The sequence below is a fragment of the Pseudomonas sp. AF03-9 genome, from assembly GCF_020515815.1.
Taxonomy (GTDB): Bacteria; Pseudomonadota; Gammaproteobacteria; order Pseudomonadales; family Pseudomonadaceae; genus Aquipseudomonas.
Genome location: NZ_JAHPJF010000033.1, coordinates 19,743 through 45,127, shown reverse-complemented (window position 1 = coordinate 45,127; position 25,385 = coordinate 19,743). Strand labels below are relative to the sequence as shown.

The window sequence follows — 25,385 nt, the reverse complement described above, 5'->3', positions numbered from 1 at the left end:
AGCCAGCTCCCACAATTAGATCAGTTGTATTTGATTTACCTTATTCCAAAATACAAAACCCCGGCACTAGGCCGGGGTTTTGTCATTCAGCATTCACCTGCTAGCGCAGGATCATTCCCACTCAATCGTCGCCGGCGGCTTGCTCGACACGTCATAAGTAACGCGCGAAATGCCTTCGATCTCATTGATGATACGGCCGCTGACAGTTTCCAGCAGTTCGTATGGCAGGTGTGCCCAACGGGCGGTCATGAAGTCGATGGTTTCTACGGCACGCAGGGCCACGACCCACGCGTAACGACGGCCATCGCCTACAACGCCAACGGATTTCACCGGCTGGAACACCACGAACGCCTGGCTGACCTTGTGGTACCAGTCGGCCTTGCGCAGTTCTTCGATGAAGATGTGGTCGGCGCGACGCAGCAGGTCGGCGTATTCCTTCTTCACTTCACCGAGGATACGCACGCCCAGGCCCGGGCCCGGGAATGGGTGGCGGTAGACCATGTCGTACGGCAGGCCCAGTTCCAGGCCCAGACGGCGCACTTCGTCCTTGAACAGTTCGCGCAGCGGTTCTACCAGCTTGAGGTTCATCTCCTCAGGCAGGCCACCCACGTTGTGGTGGGACTTGATCACGTGGGCCTTGCCGCTCTTGGCGCCGGCCGACTCGATCACGTCAGGGTAGATGGTGCCCTGGGCGAGGTACTTGATGTTGTCCAGTTTGTTGGACTGGGCATCGAACACGTCGATGAAGGTACGACCGATGATCTTGCGCTTCTTCTCCGGGTCGGACTCGCCGGCCAGGTTGTTGAGGAACTGATCTTCAGCGTTGGCGCGGATCACCTTGACGCCCATGTTCTCGGCGAACATGGCCATCACTTGCTCACCCTCGTGCAGGCGCAGCAGGCCGTTGTCGACGAAGACGCAGGTCAGTTGGTCGCCAATGGCTTTGTGCAGCAGGGCTGCTACCACGGAGGAGTCAACGCCGCCGGACAGGCCCAGCAGTACGTTGTCGGTGCCGACCTGGGCGCGAACCTGGGCGATGGCATCTTCAGCGATTTTCGACGGGGTCCACAGGGCTTCACACTCGCAGATGTCGAGGATGAAGCGCGACAGGATGCGGCCGCCTTGCTTGGTGTGGGTCACTTCCGGGTGGAACTGCACGCCGTAGTAACGACGCTCGTCGCTGAACATGCCGGCGATCGGGCAGCTCGGGGTGCTGGCCAGGATGTGGAAGTCTTCCGGCATCTTGGTGACCTTGTCACCGTGGCTCATCCACACGTCGAGGCCGAACAGGCCGTCGGCGTCAACGTGGTCTTCGATGCCGTCCAGCAGGCGGCTCTTGCCGACCACGTCGACACGGGCGTAGCCGAATTCACGCAGTTCGGAACCCTCAACCTTGCCGCCCAGTTGCTCGGCCATGGTCTGCATGCCGTAGCAGATACCGAAGACAGGCACGCCCAGGTCGAATACGGCTTGCGGGCAGCGCGGGCTGTTGGCTTCGTGCACGGACTCGGGGCCACCGGCGAGGATGACGCCTTTCGGTGCGAATTCGCGGATCGCTTCGTCGTCCATGTCGAACGGATGCAGTTCGCAGTACACGCCGATCTCACGCACGCGGCGGGCAATCAGTTGGGTGTACTGGGAACCGAAGTCGAGGATCAGGATGCGGTGGGCGTGAATGTCGAGGGCCATGGGGATCAGTCTCGTCTATGCAATTCAGGTGAAGAGAATCAGAAACAACTCGGGGCTGAAAACAGCCCCGGTTACTTAACGTTTTGCAGAAAGCATCAACCTACGCGGTAGTTTGGCGCTTCCTTGGTGATCTGCACGTCGTGGACATGGGATTCAGCCATGCCGGCGCCGGTAATCCGTACGAACTCTGGCTTGGTGCGCATTTCTTCGATGTTGGCGCTACCGGTGTAGCCCATCGAGGAGCGCAGGCCGCCCATCAGTTGGTGGATGATCGCGCTCAGGGTGCCTTTGTAAGGTACACGGCCTTCGATGCCTTCCGGAACGAGCTTCTCGGCGCCTGCCGAGGAGTCCTGGAAGTAACGGTCGGAAGAGCCTTGTGCCTGGGACATGGCGCCCAGCGAACCCATGCCGCGGTAAGCCTTGTACGAACGACCCTGGAACAGTTCGATCTCGCCTGGCGCTTCTTCGGTACCGGCGAACATCGAGCCCATCATCACGCAGGAAGCACCGGCAACGATGGCCTTGGACAGGTCACCGGAGAAACGGATGCCGCCGTCGGCGATCAACGGAACGCCAGTGCCTTCAAGGGCAGCAGCAACGTTGGCGATGGCGCTGATTTGCGGCACACCCACACCGGCAACGATACGGGTGGTGCAGATCGAGCCAGGGCCGATACCGACCTTGACCGCATCCGCGCCCGCTTCGGCCAGGGCCTTGGCGGCAGCGCCGGTGGCAATGTTGCCGCCGATCACTTGCACTTCAGGGAAGTTCTGCTTGACCCAACGCACGCGGTCGATCACGCCTTTGGAGTGACCGTGGGCAGTGTCGACCACTACCACGTCAACGCCAGCAGCCACCAGCGCGGCGACGCGGTCGCCGGTGTCTTTACCGGTGCCGACGGCAGCGCCAACGCGCAGACGACCTTGGTCATCCTTGCTGGCCAGCGGGTAAGCCTTGGCTTTTTCGATGTCGTTGACGGTCATCATGCCTTTGAGGGCAAATTTTTCGTCGACGATCAGCACGCGCTCGATGCGGTGCTTGTGCAGCAGTTCGCGCACATCGTTCTTGTCGGCGCCTTCCATGACCGTGACCAGGCGCTCTTTAGGCGTCATCACTTCACGGACGGTGACTTCAAGACGGTTTTCGAAACGCACGTCACGGGAAGTGACGATGCCGACCAGGTCGCCATCATGCAGCACCGGAACACCGGAGATGTTGTGCAGGCGGGTCAGGTCGAACAGGTCGCGCACGGTGGCGTCGGCTTCGATGGTGATCGGATCTTTCACCACGCCGGCTTCGTAACGCTTGACCTTGCGCACTTCGGCAGCTTGCTGCTCGATGGTCATGTTCTTGTGGATGATGCCGATGCCGCCTTCCTGAGCCATGGCGATTGCCAAACGGGCTTCAGTGACGGTGTCCATGGCAGCGGAAACCAGTGGAATATTCAGCTCGATGCCACGGGTTAGGCGGGTCTTGAGACTGACTTCGTTAGGAAGCACCTCGGAATAACCGGGCACTAAAAGAATGTCGTCGAATGTCAGAGCTTCTTGGCTGATACGCAGCATCGCGGGGGCTCCCGAGCGGGAAAATGGAAGCGCGCCATTATACTCATGCACCCCACTGGGCTCAATGTAAAACTCTGACAAACTTGGTAATACTGATAGATGGATTAAAGTTCGACTTTGACCCAACTCATCTTCTGGTCCAGCCAATCGGCAAATTCGTCGATAAAGCTCTGCTTGAACCCCGCCTCCGCCCAGTTGTTGAAGATGAATCCCAGGTTGGAAAATCCGCACTCCTGTAGGAAGAGGAAGCCATTGATGTCGTCTTCATGCCCACACAGCGGACAGGTGAAGTTGTCGGTGTGGCCCGGCATCCAGTCTTCCAGGCTTTCGAACAGCGCCTCGCCGACTTCCTTGCGGCATTCCGGGCAGCCCGCTTCTTCGAGGAAGCCCTTGGCCGGCGTATAGATACAGCGCTTGTAGATGATCTCCAGGCCGTTGATCGGCTCGTTGAACGGCAGCGCCTCGGGGTACAGCACCACGGCGCGCGCACCATCGGCCATGGCGTAGGCCATGCGGTTGCCAGTACGCCCGCAGGTGGTGAGTTCTTCCTTGATGATGTTCTTGCGCACCAGCCAACGCACAATCGCCCGGGCGCGGGGTTCGTGGACGGGCAAGGTGGAGATTTTCGGGACAAGGATGCTTTGGGAGTTCATGGGGCCTGAGAGTCCTGCGGTGTGCCGTCTGGCGCCTTCGCGGGCAAGCCCGCTCCCACAGGTGGCCGCATTCCAACAGAAGAAATGCGCTCGAATGTGGGAGCGGGCTTGCCCGCGAAGAGGCCCTGAAGGCTGGCAGCTTAATCCCTGAAGAAATCAGGTCAAGCGCTCAAGTACCGCCCGATCAATGCAATACCGCTGGCCAGCACCAGCCAGGTCACCAATCGCACAAAGGTTTCACGGGACAGGCGCATCGTCAGCCTGCGCCCAAACCAAAGTCCCAGCACCATCGCCGGCAACAGGCACAGCGCCAACATCAACAGCGGCAAATCCGCATACACCCCGGCAATCAGGAACAGGCTCAAGCGCACCACCGTGCTGCAACTGATCAACGCACTCTGGGTGGCGCGCGCCGCGTCCTTGGGCAAGCGGCTGTTCAGATAGATCGCGTATAAAAAACCGCCGCTGCCAAACAACGCCCCAAACAAGCCGCCCACGGTGCCCATCGGGATCGACCAACCCGCCGCCAATTGCGCCGGCCGGGCTTTTACGGCCAGGCTGTAGATCGCATATGCACTGATAAACAGGCCCATCAACAGCAGCAACACATCCGAGTGCAGGTTGAGCAAAAAAACCACGCCAAGGGTGCAACCGATTGCCATGCACGGCAGCAAGCGCAGCAACTCCGGCTTGTTCACGTCGCGCCGTGATTGCAGCAGATTGCCGAACGCCGCGACAAAATCCAGCAGCACCAGCAGCGGGATGATCTTGGACAGCGGCATAAACAGGATCAGGATCGGCCCCGCCACCAGCGCCGTACCAAAACCGGCGATACCAAACACGATGTAGGCCACCGCCACGCCCAGGCCGATCACCAACCAATCCACAGCGCCAAACGACCACTGGCTCATCAGCTCAACCGGGCTCATGGGTTATTCCTTGAAAGAGATAGCCTTCACTTTAGCCATCGACGAGGGTTGCGACTAATATCTTCAAAGCCCTCCACCCATCTCGAAAAGGCATGACGCGTGATCTCCACCCGCCAACTGCGCTACTTCGTCGAAATCGCCGACAGTGGCAGCTTCAGCGCCGCCGCCGAGCGCTTGTTTGTCGCCCAATCCGCATTGAGCCGGCAGATCAAGGAGCTGGAAACCAGACTGCAAACCCCCTTGTTCGAACGCACTGCGCGCCAGCCCCGACTGACGGCGGCGGGTGAAGCCTTCTACCCACGGGCGCGCAACCTGCTGAGTGAGCTGCTCAAGGCCTGCGAGATGACCACGCAAATCGGCAACGGCCAACGCGGCACGCTGCGCTTGAGCCATTCCAGTACCGTGCCGATGAGTGGCGCGTTGCTGCATGGCATCAGTACGTGGCTGGAACGCTGCCCGGGCGTGTCGATGGACATCGTCAAACTGTCCTCGGAGGCGCAATTGGAGGAAATCGCCGACGGCCGCCTGGAGGTGGGCGTGTTGCGTTTGCCGGTATTGCGCCAGCGCGAAGGCGTGCGCGTGACACCTTTATATAGTGAACAACTGTTGCTCGCGGTGCCGCCGAACCATGGGTTGGCACGCAGCAATGCGCCGATTGAACTGGAACAACTCAAGGACGAAGCGTTTATCTCGATCCCCCATCCCCAGCGTGGGGGGCTGAGTTATCTATCCGCCGAGCTGTGCATGCGTGCAGGATTTTTCCCCAAGGCGGCACGGGTCATGTCGCGCAAGACCACCCAGTTGCAGTTGATCCAGGCCGGCTTCGGTATTGCCTTGTTACCAAAATCCATGCAGGACATCGCCCCCGCCAATGTGCGGTTTCTACCGCTGGCCGACCCGGACTGCCTGAGCACCGTGGCCCTGGCCTGCGCGCAGACGCCGAGCGCGCTGGTGGAGCAATTCTGTCAAACCCTGCGTGAATGCCTATAAACTGCCGCCCATGATTAAAGACCTCTGCTCATGATTAAAGACCCGTTTGCCCGCCTGGGCCTGGACCGCGAAGTCCTGACTGTCAGCCAGCTCAACGGCCGTGCGCGGGTGTTGCTGGAAGACGTGTTCACCAATATCTGGGTCGAAGGCGAGATCTCCAACCTCGCGCGCCCGGCTTCCGGCCACGTGTATTTCACCCTCAAGGACAGCGGCGCCCAGGTGCGTTGCGCGTTGTTCCGCAACAATGCGGCGCGGGTGCGCCAGGCGTTGAAGGACGGCCTGGCGGTGAAGGTACGCGGCAAGGTGTCGTTGTTTGAAGGCCGCGGCGATTACCAACTGATCCTCGACACCGTAGAGCCTGCCGGTGATGGCGCGCTGCGCCTGGCCTTCGACGCGCTGAAGGAAAAGCTCAGCGCCGAAGGCCTGTTCAGTGCCGAGCGCAAGGTGCCGCTGCCGGCCCACCCGCAGAAGATCGGCATTATCAGCTCGCCCACCGGCGCGGTGATCCGCGACATCATCAGCGTGTTCCGCCGCCGTGCGCCGCAGGTGCAACTGACATTGATCCCCACCGCCGTGCAAGGCCGCGAAGCGATCCCGCAGATTGTGCGCGCACTGAAAATGGCCGACGCCCGTGGCTTTGACGCGTTGATCCTGGCCCGTGGCGGCGGCTCGCTGGAAGACCTGTGGTGCTTCAACGAAGAAGCGGTCGCCCGTGCAGTAGATGCCTGCGTAACACCTATCGTCAGCGCCATCGGCCATGAAACCGATGTTTCCATCAGCGATTTCGTCGCGGACGTGCGCGCCCCTACCCCATCCGCCGCCGCCGAGTTACTGGCCCCCGATTCCAGCAACCTGGTGCGCCAGGTTGACAGCCTGCATCGCCGCCTGGTGATGCTGATGCGCAACCGCCTGACTCACGACCGCCTGCGCCTGGAGGGCATGGCCCGACGCCTGCGTCACCCCGGGGAGCGCCTGCGCCAGCAAGCCCAGCGCCTGGATGACCTGGACATGCGCCTGCGCCGCGCCTTCGAACGCAACCTCAACACCCGTCGCGAACGCCTGATCCGCCTGGAAACCCGCCTCGCCGGCCAACACCCCGGCCGTCAACTGGCCCTGCTGCGCCAGCGCCTCGACAGCCTCGCCGAGCGCCTGCCCCGCGCCATGCGCGAAGGCCTCAAGGCGCGCCGCCTGCAACTGCAAAGCCAGGTGCAGACGTTGCAGGTGGTCAGCCCGCTGGCGACCCTCGGGCGTGGCTACAGCATCCTGCTGGATGAGCGCGGCCAGGCGATTCGCAACGCCGCACAAACCCACACCGGCCAGCGCCTGACCGCACGCCTCGGTGAAGGCCAACTGCAAGTGCGGGTGGAAGACAATCACCTGACACCCGTCACCCTTTCGTTATTGGATTGATCGATGCCACGTTTATTCAGCCTGTTGATGTTGTTGTGCCTCGCCGTCAACGCCCACGCCGACAGCTACATCACCCGCACGTTGAACAAGCCGGTGCCGGGCGGTGTGGCCGTGGTCGAGTTGGGCCCATCGGCGGCGGCGCCGAAAGCCACTTACCTGGGCAAGCCGGTGTTGGTGGTCAGGGAGCAGGACAACTGGCTGGCAATCGTCGGCATCCCGCTGACGGTCAAGCCGGGCAATGAACGCATCAGTAGCGGTGGACGCAACCTGCCATTTATCGTCGGCTACAAGAAGTACCCGGAACAGCGCATCACCTTGAAGAACAAGAGCCAGGTGAACCCGGACCCGGCGCAGCTCAAGCGCATCGAGGCCGAGCTGGCGGTGCAGATCAAAGCCTACCGCAGCTTCAGCCCGAACCTGCCCAGCAACCTGATACTGGACAAACCAGTGAACGGACCGCTGTCGAGCAAGTTCGGCGTGCGTCGCTTCTTCAACGGCGAGGAGCGCAACCCGCATTCGGGCCTGGATTTCGCAGTACCGGCCGGTACGCCGATCAAGACTCCAGCGAACGGCAAGGTGATCCTGGTGGGCAACTACTTCTTCAACGGCAACACCGTGTTCGTCGACCATGGCCAGGGCTTTATCAGCATGTTCTGCCACATGTCGAAGATCGACGTGAAAGTCGGCGATCAACTCACCCGCGGCGCGGTGGTAGGCAAGGTCGGTTCGACCGGCCGCGCGACCGGACCGCATATGCATTGGAATGTCAGCCTGAACGATGCGCGGGTCGACCCGGCGATCTTTATCGGCGCGTTCCAGCCCTGACCGACTCGATTGCGCGCCAGCCAAATGGCGCGCAATTAAAGTAAGAGCCCTCACAGCTTTCAGGCATAAAATCCTGTTTTTCGAGCCAATAGCAGAACTTCTCTCAATTTTTCTCGACTGCTTGCCATCTTTCACCCCGGCGGTTAGGGTTGAGCTTATGAAAACCTCTCACACCCTCATTCAGCTCCGCCAGCACCGCAGCCTGTGCCTCGTCAGCGCACGACTGCCAGGCTGAATCGATCTGCCTCGTCCCCGCTTTATCCCCAATAACAGTTACACGGCAGGCCGCCTTTTCTCGGCCCCTAAACAAAGGATTTCCCGATGAGCATGCTCAAAGACCCGTCTTCGAAGTACCGCGCGTTTCCGACCATCGACATCCCGGACCGCACCTGGCCTTCGAAAACCATCACCACCGCGCCGATCTGGTGCAGCTCCGACCTGCGTGATGGCAACCAGTCGCTGATCGAGCCGATGGACGCCGCGAAGAAGCTGCGTTTCTGGAAGACCCTGGTATCGGTGGGCGTGAAGGAAATCGAAGCGTCGTTCCCGGCCGCCTCGCAAACCGACTTCGACTTCGTGCGCACCCTGATCGAAGACGGCCACATCCCCGAGGACACCACCATTCAGGTGCTGACCCAGGGTCGTGAAGACTTGATCGCGCGCACCTTCGAATCCCTGCGCGGCGCCAAGAAAGCCATCGTGCACTTGTACAATGCGACCTCGCCATCGTTCCGCCGCATCGTGTTCAATCAGGACAAGGACGGCATCAAGGCCATCGCGGTCAACGCGGCCAAGCTGTTCGTCAAATACGCCGCCCAGCAGCCGGAAACCCAGTGGACTTTCGAGTACTCCCCGGAGACCTTCAGCGCGACCGAACTGGAGTTCGCCAAGGAAGTCTGTGACGCGGTGATCGAGGTGTGGAACCCGACGCCCGAGCACAAGATGATCCTCAACCTGCCGGCTACCGTGGAATGCGCCACGCCGAACATCTATGCCGACCAGATCGAGTGGTTCGGTCGTCATATCAACCGTCGTGACAGCGTGATCATCAGCCTGCACACCCACAACGACCGTGGCACTGGTGTGGCCGCCACCGAACTGGGCCTGATGGCCGGTGCCGACCGCGTCGAAGGCTGCCTGTTCGGCAACGGCGAGCGTACCGGTAACGTCGACCTCGTCACCGTGGCCCTGAACATGTACACCCAGGGCCTCGACCCGCAGCTGGACTTCTCCGACATCGACGGCGTGCGCAAAGTCGTCGAAGAGTGCAACCAGATCCAGGTGCACCCACGCCACCCGTACGTCGGCGACCTGGTCCACACCGCCTTCTCCGGCTCCCACCAGGATGCCATCCGCAAGGGCTTCGCCCAGCAGAAAGACGACGCCCTGTGGGAAGTGCCCTACTTGCCGATCGACCCGGCCGACATTGGTCGCAGCTACGAGGCCGTGATCCGCGTGAACAGCCAGTCGGGCAAGGGCGGCATCGCCTACCTGCTGGAGCAGGAATATGGCATCAGCTTGCCGCGCCGCATGCAGATCGAGTTCAGCCAAGTAGTACAGGGTGAAACCGATCGCCTGGGTCTGGAGATGACCGCGCAGCAGATCCACAGTTTGCTGCAGCGTGAATACCTGCAAGCCAACACCCCGTATGCGCTGGTCAGCCATCGCTTGCAGGAAGAGAACGGCAACAGCTCGGTGGAAGTGGAAGTCTCGGGCAAAGGCCAGGGCGAAACCAACCTGCGCTGGCACGGCAAGGGCTACGGCACGCTGGAAGCGCTGGTTGCCGCCCTGCCGATCAAGGTGGAGATCATGGACTACAACGAACACGCAATCGGCGCCGGCACCAATGCCAAGGCTGCGGCCTACATTGAACTGCGTGTGAACGGTGAGCGGCCGGTACATGGCGTGGGCATTGATGAAAACATCACCACTGCCAGCTTCAAGGCGGTGTTCAGCGCGCTGAACCGCTCGTTGAGCCAGTTGGAAGCGAAAGCGGCGTAAGCGGCTGCTGAAATGCGAAAGGCCCCTGGGTGTGAATCCAGGGGCCTTTTTTTGCTTTGGGTCTTGGGTGGCGCTGATGGCCTCTTCGCGAGCAAGCCCGCTCCCACATTCGACCGCATTCCTACAGGATAAACGCGGTCGAATGTGGGAGCGGGCTTGCTCGCGAAGGCGGCCTATCAGACAAACTGAAAGGTATCGGCATCCAGATTCGCCGGGAATCGGGTGCGATACGCCGCCAACTCCGCCGCATTCAGGCACACCTGGAACACCCCATCCGCCTCCCCCGCACTGAGCAGGGTCTCACCCTGGAAATCCAGCACCTGGCTGTCACCGGTGTAGACAAAACCCTTGCCGTCCGTACCCACCCGATTCACCGCCGCCACGTAGCACAGGTTCTCGATGGCCCGCGCCGGCAGCAGGCGGTTCCAATGCAAACGCCGCGCACCGGGCCAGTTGGCGGTGTAGAGCAACAGGTCGGTGTCCTGGGCATCACGGCTCCACACCGGGAAGCGCAGGTCGTAGCAAATCAGCGGGCGAATGCGCCAGCCCTTCAACTCGAACTGCACCTGACGCTCGCCGGGGGTGTAGTGATTGTGCTCACCGGCCATGCGGAACAGGTGGCGCTTGTCGTAGTGCAGCACCTCGCCATCGGGTCGCGCCCACAGCAGGCGGTTGCGGTGGCTGCCATCGGCGGCCTGGATGATCACGCTGCCGGTGATCACCGCGTCGTACTTCGCGGCCTGGGCCTGGAGCCAGCGATGGGTCGGACCGTTCTCCGGTTCGGCGAGGGTGTCGGACGCCATGGAAAACCCGGTGGTGAACATTTCCGGCAACACGATCAGGTCGGCGCCCCTGGCCTGCTCCAGCAGTGCCTCGAAGTGTTCAAGGTTGGCCTGGCGGTCGTGCCAGGCCAGGGTGGTCTGGACCAGGGCGATGTTCAGGTCCGGCAGTGCACTCAGATCACGCATAGCTTCTCGGCTGCTTGGCGCAGCGTCTCCTCGCGTTTGGCAAAGCACAGGCGCACCAGGCGCTGGCCTTGGGGTGGGTTCTGGTAGAACACCGAGACGGGAATCGTCGCCACGCCGTGTTCTCGAGTCATCCACAGCGACATGGTGACGTCATCCAGCTCCGGACGGATCTGTGAGTAATCCACCAGTTGGAAGTAGGTGCCGGCCACTCGACTGAAGCTGAAGCGCGACGGCGCCAGTAAGTCGCAAAACAGGTCGCGTTTGGCCTGGTAGAACGCTGGCAGTTCCTCGACGTGTTCCAGGTGCTCGGCCATGAAGTCGGCCAGGGCGAACTGCAGTGGTGTCACGCCACAGAAGTTGACGTACTGGTGCACCTTGCGCAGCTCAGCGGTGAGGGCCGCTGGCGCGACCACGTAGCCGGTTTTCCAGCCGGTGACGTGATAGGTCTTGCCGAAGGAACTGACCACGAAGGCGCGCTGATACAGCTCTTCGTGGGCCAGTACGCTCACGTGGGGCACACCGTCGTACACCAGGTGTTCATAGACCTCGTCGCTGACCAGGTAAATATCCCGGTCACGGATCAGATCGGCCAACTGATCCAGCTCGGCACGGCTGATCAAGGCACCGGTGGGGTTGTGCGGAGAGTTGAGGATGATCATGCGCGTACGGGGCGACAGCGCGGCGCGGATCTTGTCGAAGTCCAGCGCAAAGCCATCCAGGCTCAACTGCACATGTACGCAGCGCCCACCGGCCAGCTCGACTGACGGCTCGTAGCTGTCGTAGCTGGGATCGAACACGATGACTTCATCACCATTTCGGATCACTGCCTGGATCGCGCAGAAGATTGCGGCGGTGGCGCCCGGGGTCACGGTCACTTCACTGTCGGCATCGACCTTGGCGCCGTAGCTGCGGGCGATCTTCGCCGCCACTTGCTGACGCAGGGCCGGCAAGCCGGTCATCGGCGAGTACTGGTTATGCCCGCTGGCGACGTGCTTGCCCACGGCATCAAGCAAACCTTGGGGGCCATTGAAGTCGGGGAACCCTTGGGACAGGTTGAGCGCGCCGGTCTCGGCTGCGAGTTGCGACATGGTGGTGAAAATGGTCGTGCCGACATTCGGCAGCTTGCTGGTGATCATCAAAAAGCCCCTGCAGGTGAGCCCCAAGTTTTAAGCTGCCAATCGCACGGGGTCAAGGCACAAACCCTCGCGCACAAAAAAGGGCTCCAAAGGAGCCCTTTCTTGAGGCTTGACGCTTACAACTTGAAGCTGCCGTTACTTCTTGTCACGGCGCTTCTTGTCGGCCTTCTTGTGGTGAGTCATCAAACGACGCTTCTTGTTCACCTGACGGTCAGTCAGTGTGTTCTTGTTGCCTTCGTACGGGTTCTCGCCACCCTTGAACTCGATACGGATCGGTGTACCGACCAGTTTCAAGACACGGCGGTAGGTGTTTTCCAGGTAACGCACATAGGACTTCGGCACCTTCTCGATCTGGTTACCGTGGATCACGATAATCGGCGGGTTGGCACCACCCAAGTGGGCGTAACGCAGTTTGATCCGGCGGTTGTTGACCATCGGCGGCGCATGCTCGCCAACCGCATCTTCCAGGATCTGGGTCAGGCGGTTGGTCGGCCAACGGGTCACGGCAGACTTGAACGAGTTCTGCACGGACGCGTAGAGGTTGCCCACGCCAGTGCCGTGCAATGCCGAGATGAAGTGAATGTCGGCGAACTCGACGAAGAACAGCCGACGTTGCAGCTCGATCTTGACGAAATCGCGCTCGCTCGGCGTCATGCCGTCCCACTTGTTGATCGCGATCACCAGTGCCCGACCGGCCTCGAGGGCAAAGCCCAGCAGGTTGAGGTCGTGGTCCACCACGCCTTCACGGGCGTCCATCACAAAGATCACCACGTTGGCGTCTTTGATCGCTTGCAGGGTTTTGACCACCGAGAACTTTTCAACTTCCTCGTGGATCTTGCCGCGTTTGCGCACACCGGCGGTGTCGATCAGCGTGTACTTTTCCTCGTTGCGTTCGAACGGGATGTAGATGCTGTCGCGGGTGGTGCCGGGCTGGTCGTAGACGATGACGCGGTCTTCACCGAGCATGCGGTTGACCAGGGTCGACTTGCCGACGTTGGGACGACCGATGATAGCGATCTTGATACCGTCTTTTTCGCTCGGGCCAGGAATGCGCTTGGCTTCCTCACCTTCGGCGACGATTTCCTCTTCGCCCTCTTCTTCCTCGACGTCATCCTTGGGGAAATCGCGCAGGGCAATTTCCAGCATCTGGGTGATGCCGCGACCGTGGGCACCGGCGACCGGGATCGCATCGCCCAGGCCCATCGGGCTGAATTCGGCACGGGCAGCTTCAGGATCGATGTTGTCGATCTTGTTCGCGACCAGATAGGAACGCTTGTTGCGCTTGCGCAGGTGCTCGCCAATCATTTGGTCGGCAGCGGTGTAGCCCGCACGGGCGTCCACCAGGAACAGCACGACGTCGGCTTCTTCAATGGCGAGCAGCGACTGCTCGGCCATTTTTTCGTCCATGCCGTGCTCGTCACCGGAGATACCACCGGTGTCGACAATAATGTAGGAGCGCCCTTGCCACTTTGCCTCACCGTATTGGCGATCACGGGTCAGACCGGACAAGTCGCCGACGATGGCGTCGCGAGTCCTGGTCAGGCGGTTGAACAAGGTGGACTTGCCGACGTTAGGTCGGCCCACCAGGGCGATTACGGGAACCATGCGGCTCTCCACTTCGTTATTTCAGAAAATACAAAAGCCGCTGCATGGCAGCGGCTGGTGCTCGGGGCAGCATAATCAAATGCCGCATGCCCCGCCGAAGCGGGGCCGCCTGGGTGTTACCCCAAGCATAGTTCTTACTTGATGGTCAGGGCTTCCAGCTTGCCGCTGTTGCCAAACACATAAAGCATGTTACCCACGACCAGCGGACGCGCACGCAGGCCGTCGCTGTCGATACGCTCGCGACCTACGAAGCGACCATCCACCTGGCTCAGCAGGTGCAGGTAGCCTTCGAAGTCGCCAACCGCTACGTAGCTGGAGAACACTTCCGGTGCCGACAGTTGACGGCGGGCCAGGGAGTCGTTGCTCCACAGTGCAGTGGTGGAACGCTCGTCGACACTTTCAACGGTGCCGGACGCCAGGCTTACGTAGACGCTGCCAAACCCTTGGGCGACACCGGCGTAGCTGGAAGCATCACGCTGCCAGTTCACACGACCGCTCTGCAGGTCCAGTGCCGCGACACGGCCCTGGTAAGTGGCGACGTAGAGGGTTTCGCCCGACAGCAGCAAGCCACCGTCGATGTCCACAACGCGATCCAGCTCGGAACGACCTTGTGGGATAGCCACACGGGTTTCCCAGGCCGGTACGCCGTTCTGGGTGTCCAGGGCGACTACTTTACCGGTCGACAGGCCTGCAACGGCCAGATTATTGGTCACAACCGGACCACTGGTGCCGCGCAAGGTCAGTACCGCCGGGGTGCTGTCGTACAACCAGCGTTGCTGGCCGGTGCTGGCGTCGAGGCCAATCACACGATCGTCCTGGGTTTGCACCACGACGATGTCACCGTTGGTGGCAGGCGGTGCGAGAACTTCACTGGTCACGCGAGCGCGCCATTTCTCTTCACCGGTGCTGGAATCCAGGGCTACGACTTCGCCTTTCAGCGTGCCGAGCATCACCATGCCGTAACCTACGCCGACGGCGCCGGAGACAGGCAGTTCGAGGTCTTTCTTCCATTTCACGTCGCCGTTGAGGCGATCCATGGAGATCACCACGCCGGTTACGTCGGCGGCCACAATGTTGTCACCGTCGATCGCCGGCACCAACATGTTGTAGGTCTCGCCCTGACCATCACCGATGGAGCGGCTCCACTGCTTCTGCAGGACCACTTCTTCCTTGAAGCTGGTCAGCTCCGCAGGAGGCAGTTCTTTCTTGCTGTTGCTGCTGCAACCCGCGGCCAGAACGGCCAGAGCCAGCAATGCTGCATGTTTCCAACGGATCACGTCACGCATCCCCTTTGGCCAAGTCGTCGAGCTTGATTTGTAAGCCACCGACCGCCGCTTCATCAGACAGCGCCGCCTTGGCTTTTTTGTACGCAGCATTGGCTTCGTCGGTACGACCCAATTGGACCAGAAGGTCGCCCTTGAGCTCTTCGCGAGTGGCTACAAATGCCTTGTCAGCATCGCCGTCGAGCAGTTTGAGTGCTTCGTCGGCCTTGTTCTGTGCTGCCAGTACCTGAGCCAGGCGCTGACGTGCGATTTCACCCAAGGTCGGGTTCTTCGGCTTGTCGGCGATGGCCTTCAGCTCGGAGGCGGCGTCATCCAGCTTGCCGGTGTCGACCGCGACTTTCGCGACGAACAGGCTGCCGTACTGGGCGTAGGTGCTACCGCCAAATTCGTTTTTCAGCTTGCCGGCCAGGTCTGCAACCTGTGCCGGGTCAGGCTTGCCATCCGGAGTCAGCGTGGTTTCCAGCAACTGCTGGTAGAGGACCGAGGCGCCTTGGGACTGGTTGGCCTGATACTTGTGCCAGGCTTGCCAGCCGAACACCACCACTAAAGCCAGCAGGCCGCCAGTAACCAGGGGCTTGCCGTTACGCTGCCACCAGTCCTTGAACTCGGCCAGTTGCTCATCATCAGTACTCGACACCCCAATACTCCTTAATCGCTAAATTCGGCTGTTCGACAGCTTCAACCCTGCACGACGCAGGTGGCCAAGTGCGCAGCGAGCGCATCAAAGGCAATGTTCTGTTGCTCGCCCTGGCCACGCAGGGGTTTGAAACCTATCACTTGCTGGGCCAGTTCGTCATCGCCAAGGATCAGCGCATACAGCGCGCCGCTCTTGTCGGCCTTCTTGAACTGGCTCTTGAAGCTGCCGGCGCCGGCATTGACCTGCAGGCGAAGGTTCGGCAGTTGGTCACGCACCTTCTCGCTCAAGGCCAGGGCGGCCAGTTCGGCGGCCTCGCCAAAGGCGCAGAGGTACACATCCACCTGACGGGAGATTTCTTCCGGGACCTTTTCCAGGGTTTCCAGCAGCAGGATCAAGCGCTCAATGCCCATGGCGAAGCCCACGCCAGTGGTCGGCTTGCCGCCCATCTGCTCGACCAGGCCATCGTAGCGCCCACCGGCACACACGGTGCCCTGGGCGCCGAGTTTGTCGGTGACCCACTCGAACACGGTCTTGCTGTAGTAATCGAGGCCGCGCACCAGCTTGGTGTTGATCACGAACGGGATACCGGCAGCATCCAGGCGAGCCTTGAGGCCCTCGAAGTGAATGCGCGACTCGTCGTCCAGGTAATCGGCCATTTTCGGCGCGTTGACCAGTACGGCTTGGGTGTCGGCGTTCTTGGTATCGAGCACGCGCAGCGGGTTGGTTTTCAGACGGCGCTGGCTGTCTTCGTCCAACTTGTCCAGGTGAGCGGACAAGTACTCGACCAGGGCCACTTTATAGCGGCCGCGGGATTCGCTGGTGCCCAGGCTGTTGAGTTCAAGCTTGACCGCGTCGCGGATGCCCAGCAGGCCCCACAGGCGCCAGGTCAGCACGATCAGCTCGGCGTCGATGTCCGGGCCGTCGATGTTGAATACTTCCAGGCCGATCTGGTGGAACTGGCGATAACGGCCTTTCTGTGGCCGTTCGTGGCGGAACATCGGGCCGATGTACCACAACTTCTGCGGCTGGCCGGCACCGGTGAGGCCATGCTCCAGCACGGCGCGCACGCACGCGGCGGTACCTTCCGGACGCAGGGTCAGGGAGTCGCCGTTGCGGTCTTCAAAGGTGTACATTTCTTTTTCGACGATGTCGGTCACTTCACCGATGGAGCGCTTGAACAGCTCGGTGAATTCGACGATCGGCATGCGGATCTGCTTGTAACCGTAGTTATCCAGCAGGCGCGCGACGGTGCTTTCGAAGTAGCGCCACAACGGCGTCTGCTCCGGCAGGATGTCGTTCATGCCGCGAATGGCTTGCAGAGACTTGCTCACATCAAATCCTTAAATTCGTTCAATCAGCCGCGCGCGATCAGCGCTGCGTCAGCTGCGACCTTTTCGGCCGCTTTCTCGCGGATCAGCTTTTCAAGCTCGTCCACCAGATTGTCATTCGTCAATTTCTGCGACGGCTTGCCGTCGATGTAAATCAGGTTCGGTGTACCGCCGGTCAAGCCCACATGGGCTTCCTTGGCTTCGCCCGGACCGTTGACCACACAACCGATCACCGCTACATCCAGTGGCACCAACAGGTCTTCAAGGCGCAATTCCAGATCGTTCATGGTTTTCACCACGTCGAAGTTCTGCCGCGAGCAGCTCGGGCAGGCAATGAAATTGATGCCACGGGAGCGCAAACGCAGGGATTTGAGAATGTCGTAACCGACTTTCACTTCCTCAACAGGGTCTGCCGCCAGGGAGATGCGGATGGTATCGCCAATCCCTTCGGCGAGCAGCATACCGAGACCCACCGCAGATTTCACTGTGCCTGAGCGCAAACCGCCCGCTTCAGTGATACCCAGGTGCAACGGCTGCACGATTTCCTTGGCCAGCAGGCGGTAGGCTTCGACCGCCATGAATACGTCGGAGGCCTTTACGCTGACCTTGAAGTCCTGGAAATTCAGGCGTTCGAGGTGCTCAACGTGACGCAGCGCCGACTCAACCAGTGCTGCCGGCGTAGGCTCGCCGTATTTCTTTTGCAGGTCTTTTTCCAGGGAACCGGCGTTGACGCCGATGCGGATTGGAATACCGCGATCACGGGCAGCATCCACCACGGCACGCACACGGTCTTCGCGACCGATGTTGCCCGGGTTGATCCGCAGGCAGTCCACACCCAGTTCGGCTACGCGCAAGGCGATCTTGTAGTCGAAGTGAATGTCGGCAACCAGTGGCACCTTGACCAACTGTTTGATGCGACCGAAGGCTTCGGCGGCGTCCATGTCCGGTACGGAGACGCGCACGATGTCGACACCAGCCGCTTCCAGACGATTGATCTGGGCAACGGTGGCGGCCACGTCATTGGTGTCGCTATTGGTCATGCTCTGGACCGCGATGGGGGCATCGCCACCCACAGGCACCGAGCCAACCCAGATCTTGCGCGATACGCGACGTTTGATTGGAGATTCGCCGTGCATGACTATTGTCCCAACTTGAGGCGAGCGGTCTCGCCACTGGTGAACGGCGCCACGTCCACAGGCTGGCCGTTGTAGGCCACTTGCGCGCCACGGGCAAAGCCCAGACGCAGCGTCAAAGGAGGCTTGCCGGCCTGGTCGAGCGTCTCTCCCTTACGCTTCAGACCGCTAAACAGCACCTTGCCATTGCCATCGGTGACTTGCGTCCAGCAGTCGGCGATGAAAGTGACCTGTACGCGGCCATCACCGGCGATCAACGCTGGGGTGGTCGGCGCGGAAATCGCAGGGGCGGCAGGCGTGGCTGGAGCAGGCGCTTGTGCCGGTGCGGCTGGCGTATGCGCCTGCGCAACCGGAGCGGCTGGGGTGGCCTGGGCGTGAGCCGGTGCAGTCGGCGTCGCGGGAGTCGGTGCAGCGGCGGTCGCGGCTGGCGCGGTTTCCGGCGCGGGTTGCTCGGTGGCAACCGGCGCTTCGGGGGCAGCCTGGCCTTCGGCAACAGCCTGGTCTTCCGGCTCATCCAGTGGATGAATCTGGGTGGTGCCGTCGGCGCTTTCGACCTCGACGTGCTCCATGGCGTTGCTGGTCATGTCTTTGGTGCGCTGGGAGGTCTGGTCTTGCCACCAGACAAAACCACCGCCGATCACGGCGATCAGCAGCAACAGGCTGACAATGCGCAGAATCGTGTGGGAAACCCGCACCGGCTCCTCGATACGGCCCAAGCCGTGGACATTGCTGCCCTGGGAATCCGTACCGGTGAATTGGTCGAACTCCTGGACCAGTATGGCCTGGTCGATGCCGAGCAATTTGGCGTAGGCGCGGATGTAGCCACGGGCGAAGGTATGCCCCGGCAACTTGTCGAACGCGCCGGCTTCCAGGTTGGCCAGGGATGTGGTGGTCAAATTGAGCTTGAGGGCCACTTCCGCCAGCGACCAACCATTGCTTTCGCGGGCCTGACGCAAGGTGTCGCCTGGGTTTACGCGATTAGCTGCTACAACTTCCGGGTGCGCCGCTTTCATCATTGCTCCGACAGGTATTGCTGATATTCCGGCGTACCGGGATAGAGTCGTTCGAGTTGCTGGCCAAAACGTGCGGCCGTGTCGTGTTCTTCATGAACCGTCGCCAGCCGCACACCGAGCAATAGACTACGTGCATTTTGCCCGCTGAGCAGGCTAAAACGCTCGTAATAGTCACGTGCCGGCACATAATGCCTGTCTTCGTAGGACAACTCAGCCATTTCGAGCAAGGCCCGCGGCTGACGCCCATTCAAGTGCAGGGCTTTTTCCAGTTGCTGGCGAGCGCTGTCGCGCTGGCCTAGGCGCAGCGAGGTCACTGCGAGGTTCTCGAAGACACGGGAACGCTCAGGATAGAGGGTATCGGCGCTGGCTTGCTGGAAATAAAGGGCGGCCTGGTCATAACGTTTCTGCTCGAACAGGAAACTGCCGTAGTTGTTCAGCAGCCGTGGGTCGGCAGGACGGGCGGCCAGGGCCTTGTTGAAATACTGGCCGGCCAGTTCCGGCTCGGCCTGGGCCTGGAACACCAGGGCCAGCGCGGCATTGGCGTCCGCATCGTCGCTGTCCAGTTCAAGCGCCTTCTTCAGCGGCACCTTGGCCTGTTCGCTCAAACCCTGTTGCAGATAACCCAACCCCAGTTGCACATAGGCAACCCGCGCCTCATCACGGCCTTTGCCGGTTTGCAAAGGGCTCTCATAGCCCGATGAAACACAACCGGCCACAAGGCCGGTAACAAGCAAAAGCAGCGCAAGGCGCAAGGGCATAGAGATCCTCTCTCAGATTCGATTCACGGCAATGAGCGGCAAATCGTCGGCGGCATTCACTTCGCGCCCGGCGATATAACGTTCACTGCGGCGGGTGCGGTCCATCACCTGCCCGACCAGTTGGCCACAGGCGGCGTCGATGTCTTCACCGCGGGTGGTGCGGACGGTGACGTTGTAGCCAGCCTGGTGCAGTTGATCCTGGAAACGGCGGATCGCGTTGTTGCTCGGCCGCTCGTAGCCAGAATGGGGAAACGGGTTGAACGGGATCAGGTTGATCTTGCACGGGGTGTTCTTGAGCAACTCGATCATCTCGACGGCGTGTTCGACCTTGTCGTTGATGTCCTTGAGCAGGGTGTACTCAACGGTCAACACGCGTTTCTCACCCAAGGTCGCCATGTAACGCTGGCAGGATTCGAGCAGCATCTTAAGCGGATACTTCTTGTTGATCGGCACCAATTGGTTACGCAATGCGTCATTGGGTGCGTGCAGCGACAACGCCAGGGAGACGTCGATGTGCTTGGCCAGCTCGTCGATCATCGGAACCACGCCGGAGGTCGACAGGGTCACGCGGCGCTTGGAGATGCCGTAGCCCAGGTCGTCCATCATCAGGTGCATGGCGGAGATGACGTTGTCGAAGTTCAGCAGCGGCTCACCCATGCCCATCATCACCACGTTGGTGATGGCACGGTCGACGGTCGCCGGGACGCTGCCAAAGGATTTGTTGGCAATCCACACCTGGCCGATGACTTCGGCGGCGGTGAGGTTGCTATTGAAGCCTTGCTTGCCGGTGGAGCAGAAACTGCAATCCAGGGCACAGCCTGCCTGGGACGAAACGCACAAGGTGCCACGTTTGCCCTGGGGAATGTATACGGTCTCGACGCAACTGCCGGACGCCACGCGCACCACCCACTTACGGGTGCCGTCGCTGGAGATGTCCTCGCTGACCACTTCGGGACCACGCACCTCGGCAATAGCCTTGAGCTTGTCGCGCAGGGCCTTGCTGACGTTCGTCATGGCGTCGAAATCATCGACGCCAAAGTGGTGAATCCATTTCATTACCTGACCGGCACGGAAACGCTTCTCCCCGATTGAGTCGAAGAATTTCTCCATTTCCGGCTGGGTCAGACCCAGCAGGTTGGTTTTAACAGTCGATGTAGTCATGGATTCACCTTCACTCTTAAGCCAATGCTTAGCGAGTGGTTACTTCAGTAGCTGCGAAGAAGTACGAGATTTCACGAGCAGCTGCGGCTTCGGAGTCCGAACCGTGAACAGCGTTGGCGTCGATGGAATCAGCGAAGTCAGCACGGATGGTGCCGGCAGCAGCTTCTTTAGGGTTGGTAGCGCCCATCAGCTCACGGTTCAGAGCGATAGCGTTTTCGCCTTCCAGAACCTGAACAACAACAGGACCGGAGATCATGAAGGCAACCAGGTCGCCGAAGAAACCACGAGCGCTGTGCTCAGCGTAGAAGCCTTCAGCTTCGGCTTTGGACAGTTGCTTGAGTTTCGAAGCTACAACCTTCAGGCCGGCTTTTTCGAAACGAGTGGTGATCTCGCCGATGACGTTTTTTGCAACAGCGTCAGGCTTGATGATGGAGAAAGTACGTTGAACAGCCATGGTGTAACTCCAGAAACGGTAATTTACGAAAAATTAAACCCGCGAATTATACGCGGGTTATCGGGTATTGCCTAACCTGCGGGGACGATCAGTCGATTTCTTCGATCCAGAGCGCCTGGACCGCTTCCAATACCTTCTCGCCACAGCGGCCAGAGGTGTTGTCGAAATCGGGAAGCTCCATGATCCAGCGCTGCAGATCAACGAAGTTGACCTTCAACGGGTCCACATCCGGCTTCGCTTCAGCGAGCTCTTCAGCAATGCGCTGTACATCATTCCAACCATATTTCATGACAGTACTACCAATCAGTGCGGCGCTTCGGCCGCATGGTTGAGCGAATATTTCGGAATTTCGACGGTGATGTCTTCAGTCCCGACCTTGGCCTGACAGCTTAGGCGCGAATGCGCCTCCAAGCCCCATGCGCGATCGAGAAAATCCTCTTCCAGCTCGTCGGCCTCTTCCAGGGAGTTGAACCCCTCGCGAATGATGCAGTGACAAGTGGTGCAGGCGCAGACGCCGCCGCAGGCACTTTCGATCTCGATGTGGTTGTCATGGGCAACTTCGAGGATGGACTTGCCGGTCTCAGCCTCCACAACCATACCGTCCGGGCAATGCTCGGCGTGTGGCAGAAAAATGACCTGCGGCATTAATTATTCCTCGATTTCATTCAGGTTGCGTCCCGCCAGGGCGGCTTTTACCGTCTGGTCCATGCGGCGGGCGGCAAAGGCGTCGGTCACTTGCGACAGGCGCTTGGTCTGCTGCTCGATGGCATAACCATCGGTGCCCTTCATCAGTTCGGCCAGCTCCTGCATCTGCAGGTCGATGACCATGCGCTCTTCGGCGTCCAGCAGACGCTCGCCGTCGACATCCAGGGCGCCCTGCACCGCTTCGAGCAGGCGCTGGGCATCCACTTGTTGCTCACGCAGTACGCGGGCTACCTTGTCGTCACTGGCGTGCTGGAACGAATCCTTGAGCATCTTGGCGATTTCACCATCAGTAAGGCCATAGGACGGCTTGACCTGGATGCTCGCCTCAACGCCCGAACCCATCTCGCGCGCGGCCACGTTCAGCAGGCCGTCGGCGTCGACCTGGAAGGTCACGCGGATCTTCGCCGCACCCGCCACCATCGCCGGGATGCCACGCAATTCAAAGCGCGCCAGGGAGCGGCAGTCACTGATCAGCTCGCGCTCGCCTTGCAGCACATGGATCATCATGGCCGTCTGGCCATCTTTGTACGTAGTGAAATCCTGGGCGCGGGCGACGGGGATGGTGGTGTTGCGTGGAATCACCTTCTCCATCAGGCCGCCCATGGTTTCCAGCCCCAGGGACAATGGAATCACGTCAAGCAGCAGCAGTTCGCCGCCGTCACGCTTGTTGCCGGCCAGGGTATCGGCCTGGATGGCGGCGCCAATGGCGACGACTTGATCCGGGTCGATTTCGGTCAACGGCTGGCGACCAAAGGCTTCAGCGACCGCCTCACGAACGCGCGGCACGCGAGTTGAACCACCGACCATGACCACGGCGCCGACATCTTCCAACTCGATACCGGAATCACGCACGGCGCGGCGGCAGGCCTTGAGGCTGCGGGCGACCATTGGCTCGATGAGCGAATCGAAGGCTTCACGGGTCAGTTGGGCCGACCAATTGCCGTAGGAGACGTCAACAGATGCAGCGTCAGTCAGTGCTTCCTTGGCGGCACAGGCGGTTTGCAACAGATTGCGTTGCGCGCCCGGGTCCAGGTCGGCAGACAAGCCCGCGCTGCTGATGATCCAGCCCGCAATGGCGTGGTCGAAGTCGTCACCGCCCAAGGCACTGTCGCCTCCGGTGGCCAGCACTTCAAATACGCCGCCGGTCAGGCGCAGGATCGATATATCAAAGGTGCCGCCGCCCAGGTCGTAGATCGCAACCAGGCCTTCGGCATGCTGGTCGAGGCCATAAGCCACCGCTGCCGCCGTCGGCTCGTTGAGCAGGCGCAGCACGTTCAGACCGGCGAGTTTTGCCGCGTCCTTGGTGGCTTGGCGCTGGGCGTCATCGAAGTACGCCGGAACGGTGATCACCGCCCCCACCAGTTCACCGCCCAAGGTGGTTTCCGCACGCTGGCGCAGCACCTTGAGAATATCGGCCGACACCTCCACCGGACTTTTCGGGCCCTGGACGGTGTCGATGAACGGCATGTGGGATTCGCCACCGACAAAGCGGTACGGCAGTTGGTCCCCCAACTGCTTGACGTCGGACAAACCACGCCCCATCAGGCGCTTGACCGACAGCACGGTGTTCAACGGATCGGTAGACGCCGCCAGCCTGGCTGACTCACCCACTTCGGTACGGTCAGCGTGGTAACGCACGGCGGACGGCAGGATCACCTGGCCATCGGCGTCGGGCAGCGGCTCGGACAGGCCGCTGCGCAAGGCAGCGACCAGGGAATTGGTGGTGCCCAGGTCAATCCCGACCGCCAGGCGACGCTGGTGCGGTTGAGGGCTTTGGCCGGGTTCGGCGATTTGCAGTAGGGCCATGGTAATCAGGTCTTATCTGTCTATCAGGCGTGCATCACGGGCAGCACACGGGGTTAATCGTCGAGGCGCTCTTCTAGCTGGCGCACTTCGTAGGTGAGCTTGTCGAGGAACTGCATGCGCCGCATCAGGCGTTCGGCCTGTTCGCGTTGCGCAGCGTCATCCCAACAGGCTGCGAAGCTTTCGTTGAGCTCATCCTGGGCCGCTTTCAGACGACGCTTGAAGACTGCGACACCGGCCAGATCGGCCTCGTCCTGCAAGTCTTCGAGTTCTTCGCGCCACTGCATCTGCTGCATCAGGAAGTCCGGGTCATGCACGGTCACTTCCAGCGGCAACTCGCCACCGTTCATCGCGAGCAGGTAGCGCGCGCGTTTCGGGGGGCTTTTGAGCGTCTGATAGGCTTCGTTGAGGCTGGCCGACTGCTCCAGCGCCAAGCGCTGCTCACGTTCGGTAGCGTCAGCAAAGCGGTCCGGATGCACACCACGCGCCAATTCTCGGTAGCGCGTGGCAAGCTGCTCAAGGTCCAGCCGAAAACTCGGCTGCAGCTCGAATAAAGCGAAATGACAAGGAGTACCCACGAATAGCCTCAGATGTTGAAGCTTTCGCCGCAGCCACATTCACCGCGTACGTTGGGGTTGTTGAACTTGAAGCCTTCGTTCAACCCTTCCTTGACGAAATCGAGTTCGGTGCCGTCCAGGTAGGTCAGGCTTTTAGGGTCGATGATCACTTTCTCGCCGTGACTTTCGAACACCTGGTCTTCCGCAACCACCTCGTCGACGAACTCCAGCACATAGGCAAGGCCGGAACAGCCCGTGGTGCGCACACCCAGACGAATCCCCTCACCTTTACCGCGCCCATCCAGGGAGCGTCGCACGTGCCGCGCAGCCGCTTCTGTCATGCTGATAGCCATCGTTGACTCCTTACTCGTCGCCAAATGCTTAGATCAAGCCTTTCTTCTGCTTGTAGTCGCGAACGGCCGCCTTGATGGCGTCTTCTGCGAGTACGGAGCAGTGGATTTTCACTGGCGGCAGGGCCAGTTCTTCGGCCAGCTGGGTGTTGCTGATGGTGACAGCTTCATCCAGGGTCTTGCCTTTCATCCATTCGGTCGCCAGGGAGCTGGAGGCGATGGCCGAACCGCAGCCGTAGGTCTTGAACTTGGCGTCTTCGATAACGCCCGCGTCGTTGACCTTGATCTGCAGGCGCATGACATCGCCGCACGCCGGGGCGCCGACCATGCCGGTGCCGACGTCTGGGTCTTCCGCGTCCATCTTGCCGACGTTACGCGGGTTTTCGTAGTGGTCGATGACCTTTTCGCTGTAAGCCATGGTACTGAATCCTC

The 25,385-nt window shown here is 60.7% G+C and carries 25 protein-coding genes; 4 read left to right on the top strand and 21 right to left on the bottom strand.

Going from position 1 to position 25,385, the window contains the following annotated elements; translation table 11 throughout:
• Positions 1–111 precede the first annotated feature (111 nt).
• From guaA to LIY36_RS26700, 4 genes are all read right to left on the bottom strand, one after another.
• Positions 112–1,689, bottom strand: a complete 1,578-nt coding sequence (gene guaA, locus LIY36_RS26715; protein ID WP_016977685.1) for a glutamine-hydrolyzing GMP synthase — start codon at positions 1,687–1,689, stop codon at positions 112–114.
• A gap of 95 nt (positions 1,690–1,784) precedes the next feature.
• Positions 1,785–3,254 carry an IMP dehydrogenase gene (gene guaB / locus LIY36_RS26710; protein WP_226457746.1) on the bottom strand — a complete coding sequence of 490 codons (1,470 nt, stop codon included), beginning with the start codon at positions 3,252–3,254 and terminating at the stop codon, positions 1,785–1,787.
• A 104-nt stretch (positions 3,255–3,358) separates the two neighbouring features.
• A complete protein-coding gene (locus LIY36_RS26705; protein ID WP_192299552.1) occupies positions 3,359–3,907 on the bottom strand; it encodes a sugar ABC transporter ATPase in 549 nt (182 codons plus the stop codon).
• 161 nt (positions 3,908–4,068) lie between these two features.
• Entirely contained in the window at positions 4,069–4,836 is a 768-nt protein-coding gene (locus tag LIY36_RS26700; RefSeq protein ID WP_192299553.1) for a sulfite exporter TauE/SafE family protein, read from the bottom strand.
• Positions 4,837–4,935: 99 nt separating this feature from the next.
• On the opposite strand from LIY36_RS26700, the gene LIY36_RS26695 reads away from it, so the two are divergent.
• The 4 genes from LIY36_RS26695 (at position 4,936) to leuA (ending at position 10,062) form a co-directional block, all read left to right on the top strand.
• Positions 4,936–5,826: a LysR family transcriptional regulator gene (locus LIY36_RS26695; protein WP_192299554.1), complete on the top strand. Its 891-nt coding sequence runs from the start codon at positions 4,936–4,938 to the stop codon at positions 5,824–5,826.
• Between the two features lie 30 nt (positions 5,827–5,856).
• Positions 5,857–7,236 carry an exodeoxyribonuclease VII large subunit gene (gene xseA / locus LIY36_RS26690; RefSeq protein WP_192299555.1) on the top strand — a complete coding sequence of 460 codons (1,380 nt, stop codon included), beginning with the start codon at positions 5,857–5,859 and terminating at the stop codon, positions 7,234–7,236.
• Positions 7,237–7,239: 3 nt separating this feature from the next.
• Positions 7,240–8,061, top strand: coding sequence for a peptidoglycan DD-metalloendopeptidase family protein (locus LIY36_RS26685; RefSeq protein WP_226457745.1), 822 nt, complete (start codon positions 7,240–7,242; stop codon positions 8,059–8,061).
• Positions 8,062–8,382: 321 nt separating this feature from the next.
• Positions 8,383–10,062, top strand: coding sequence for a 2-isopropylmalate synthase (leuA, locus tag LIY36_RS26680; protein WP_226457744.1), 1,680 nt, complete (start codon positions 8,383–8,385; stop codon positions 10,060–10,062).
• A 176-nt stretch (positions 10,063–10,238) separates the two neighbouring features.
• On the opposite strand, the gene LIY36_RS26675 is transcribed toward leuA, so the two are convergent.
• From LIY36_RS26675 to iscU, 17 genes are all read right to left on the bottom strand, one after another.
• A complete protein-coding gene (locus LIY36_RS26675; RefSeq protein WP_192299558.1) occupies positions 10,239–11,030 on the bottom strand; it encodes an amidohydrolase in 792 nt (263 codons plus the stop codon).
• Entirely contained in the window at positions 11,018–12,166 is a 1,149-nt protein-coding gene (locus tag LIY36_RS26670; RefSeq protein WP_226457743.1) for a pyridoxal phosphate-dependent aminotransferase, read from the bottom strand. The genes LIY36_RS26675 and LIY36_RS26670 overlap by 13 nt, the downstream gene beginning before the upstream one ends.
• A gap of 135 nt (positions 12,167–12,301) precedes the next feature.
• Positions 12,302–13,771: a ribosome biogenesis GTPase Der gene (gene der / locus LIY36_RS26665; RefSeq protein ID WP_016977675.1), complete on the bottom strand. Its 1,470-nt coding sequence runs from the start codon at positions 13,769–13,771 to the stop codon at positions 12,302–12,304.
• 134 nt (positions 13,772–13,905) lie between these two features.
• A complete protein-coding gene (bamB, locus tag LIY36_RS26660) occupies positions 13,906–15,057 on the bottom strand; it encodes an outer membrane protein assembly factor BamB (RefSeq protein WP_192299560.1) in 1,152 nt (383 codons plus the stop codon).
• Positions 15,050–15,691, bottom strand: a complete 642-nt coding sequence (locus LIY36_RS26655) for a YfgM family protein (RefSeq protein ID WP_192299561.1) — start codon at positions 15,689–15,691, stop codon at positions 15,050–15,052. The genes bamB and LIY36_RS26655 overlap by 8 nt, the downstream gene beginning before the upstream one ends.
• A gap of 41 nt (positions 15,692–15,732) precedes the next feature.
• On the bottom strand, positions 15,733–17,022 hold the full coding sequence (hisS, locus tag LIY36_RS26650; protein ID WP_192299562.1) for a histidine--tRNA ligase: 1,290 nt from the start codon (positions 17,020–17,022) through the stop codon (positions 15,733–15,735).
• 23 nt (positions 17,023–17,045) lie between these two features.
• A complete protein-coding gene (ispG, locus tag LIY36_RS26645) occupies positions 17,046–18,155 on the bottom strand; it encodes a flavodoxin-dependent (E)-4-hydroxy-3-methylbut-2-enyl-diphosphate synthase (RefSeq protein ID WP_003175952.1) in 1,110 nt (369 codons plus the stop codon).
• A 2-nt stretch (positions 18,156–18,157) separates the two neighbouring features.
• A complete protein-coding gene (locus tag LIY36_RS26640) occupies positions 18,158–19,165 on the bottom strand; it encodes a RodZ domain-containing protein (RefSeq protein ID WP_226457742.1) in 1,008 nt (335 codons plus the stop codon).
• A complete protein-coding gene (gene pilW, locus LIY36_RS26635; protein WP_226457741.1) occupies positions 19,165–19,923 on the bottom strand; it encodes a type IV pilus biogenesis/stability protein PilW in 759 nt (252 codons plus the stop codon). Before pilW ends, LIY36_RS26640 begins: the two co-directional genes overlap by 1 nt.
• 12 nt (positions 19,924–19,935) lie before the next feature.
• Entirely contained in the window at positions 19,936–21,084 is a 1,149-nt protein-coding gene (gene rlmN / locus LIY36_RS26630) for a 23S rRNA (adenine(2503)-C(2))-methyltransferase RlmN (RefSeq protein WP_192299566.1), read from the bottom strand.
• Positions 21,085–21,112: 28 nt separating this feature from the next.
• Positions 21,113–21,538, bottom strand: coding sequence for a nucleoside-diphosphate kinase (gene ndk / locus LIY36_RS26625; protein ID WP_017846179.1), 426 nt, complete (start codon positions 21,536–21,538; stop codon positions 21,113–21,115).
• Between the two features lie 88 nt (positions 21,539–21,626).
• Positions 21,627–21,827 (bottom strand): Fe-S cluster assembly protein IscX, encoded by a 201-nt coding sequence (iscX, locus tag LIY36_RS26620; protein ID WP_192299567.1) that lies wholly within the window; start codon positions 21,825–21,827, stop codon positions 21,627–21,629.
• A gap of 14 nt (positions 21,828–21,841) precedes the next feature.
• Positions 21,842–22,183, bottom strand: coding sequence for an ISC system 2Fe-2S type ferredoxin (gene fdx, locus LIY36_RS26615; protein ID WP_015372914.1), 342 nt, complete (start codon positions 22,181–22,183; stop codon positions 21,842–21,844).
• A 3-nt stretch (positions 22,184–22,186) separates the two neighbouring features.
• Positions 22,187–24,049 carry a Fe-S protein assembly chaperone HscA gene (gene hscA / locus LIY36_RS26610; protein ID WP_226457740.1) on the bottom strand — a complete coding sequence of 621 codons (1,863 nt, stop codon included), beginning with the start codon at positions 24,047–24,049 and terminating at the stop codon, positions 22,187–22,189.
• A 53-nt stretch (positions 24,050–24,102) separates the two neighbouring features.
• On the bottom strand, positions 24,103–24,624 hold the full coding sequence (gene hscB / locus LIY36_RS26605; RefSeq protein ID WP_226457739.1) for a co-chaperone HscB: 522 nt from the start codon (positions 24,622–24,624) through the stop codon (positions 24,103–24,105).
• Between the two features lie 8 nt (positions 24,625–24,632).
• Positions 24,633–24,956, bottom strand: coding sequence for an iron-sulfur cluster assembly protein IscA (iscA, locus tag LIY36_RS26600; protein WP_010565230.1), 324 nt, complete (start codon positions 24,954–24,956; stop codon positions 24,633–24,635).
• 28 nt (positions 24,957–24,984) lie between these two features.
• A complete protein-coding gene (gene iscU, locus LIY36_RS26595) occupies positions 24,985–25,371 on the bottom strand; it encodes a Fe-S cluster assembly scaffold IscU (RefSeq protein WP_028617851.1) in 387 nt (128 codons plus the stop codon).
• Between the last annotated feature and the right edge of the window lie 14 nt (positions 25,372–25,385).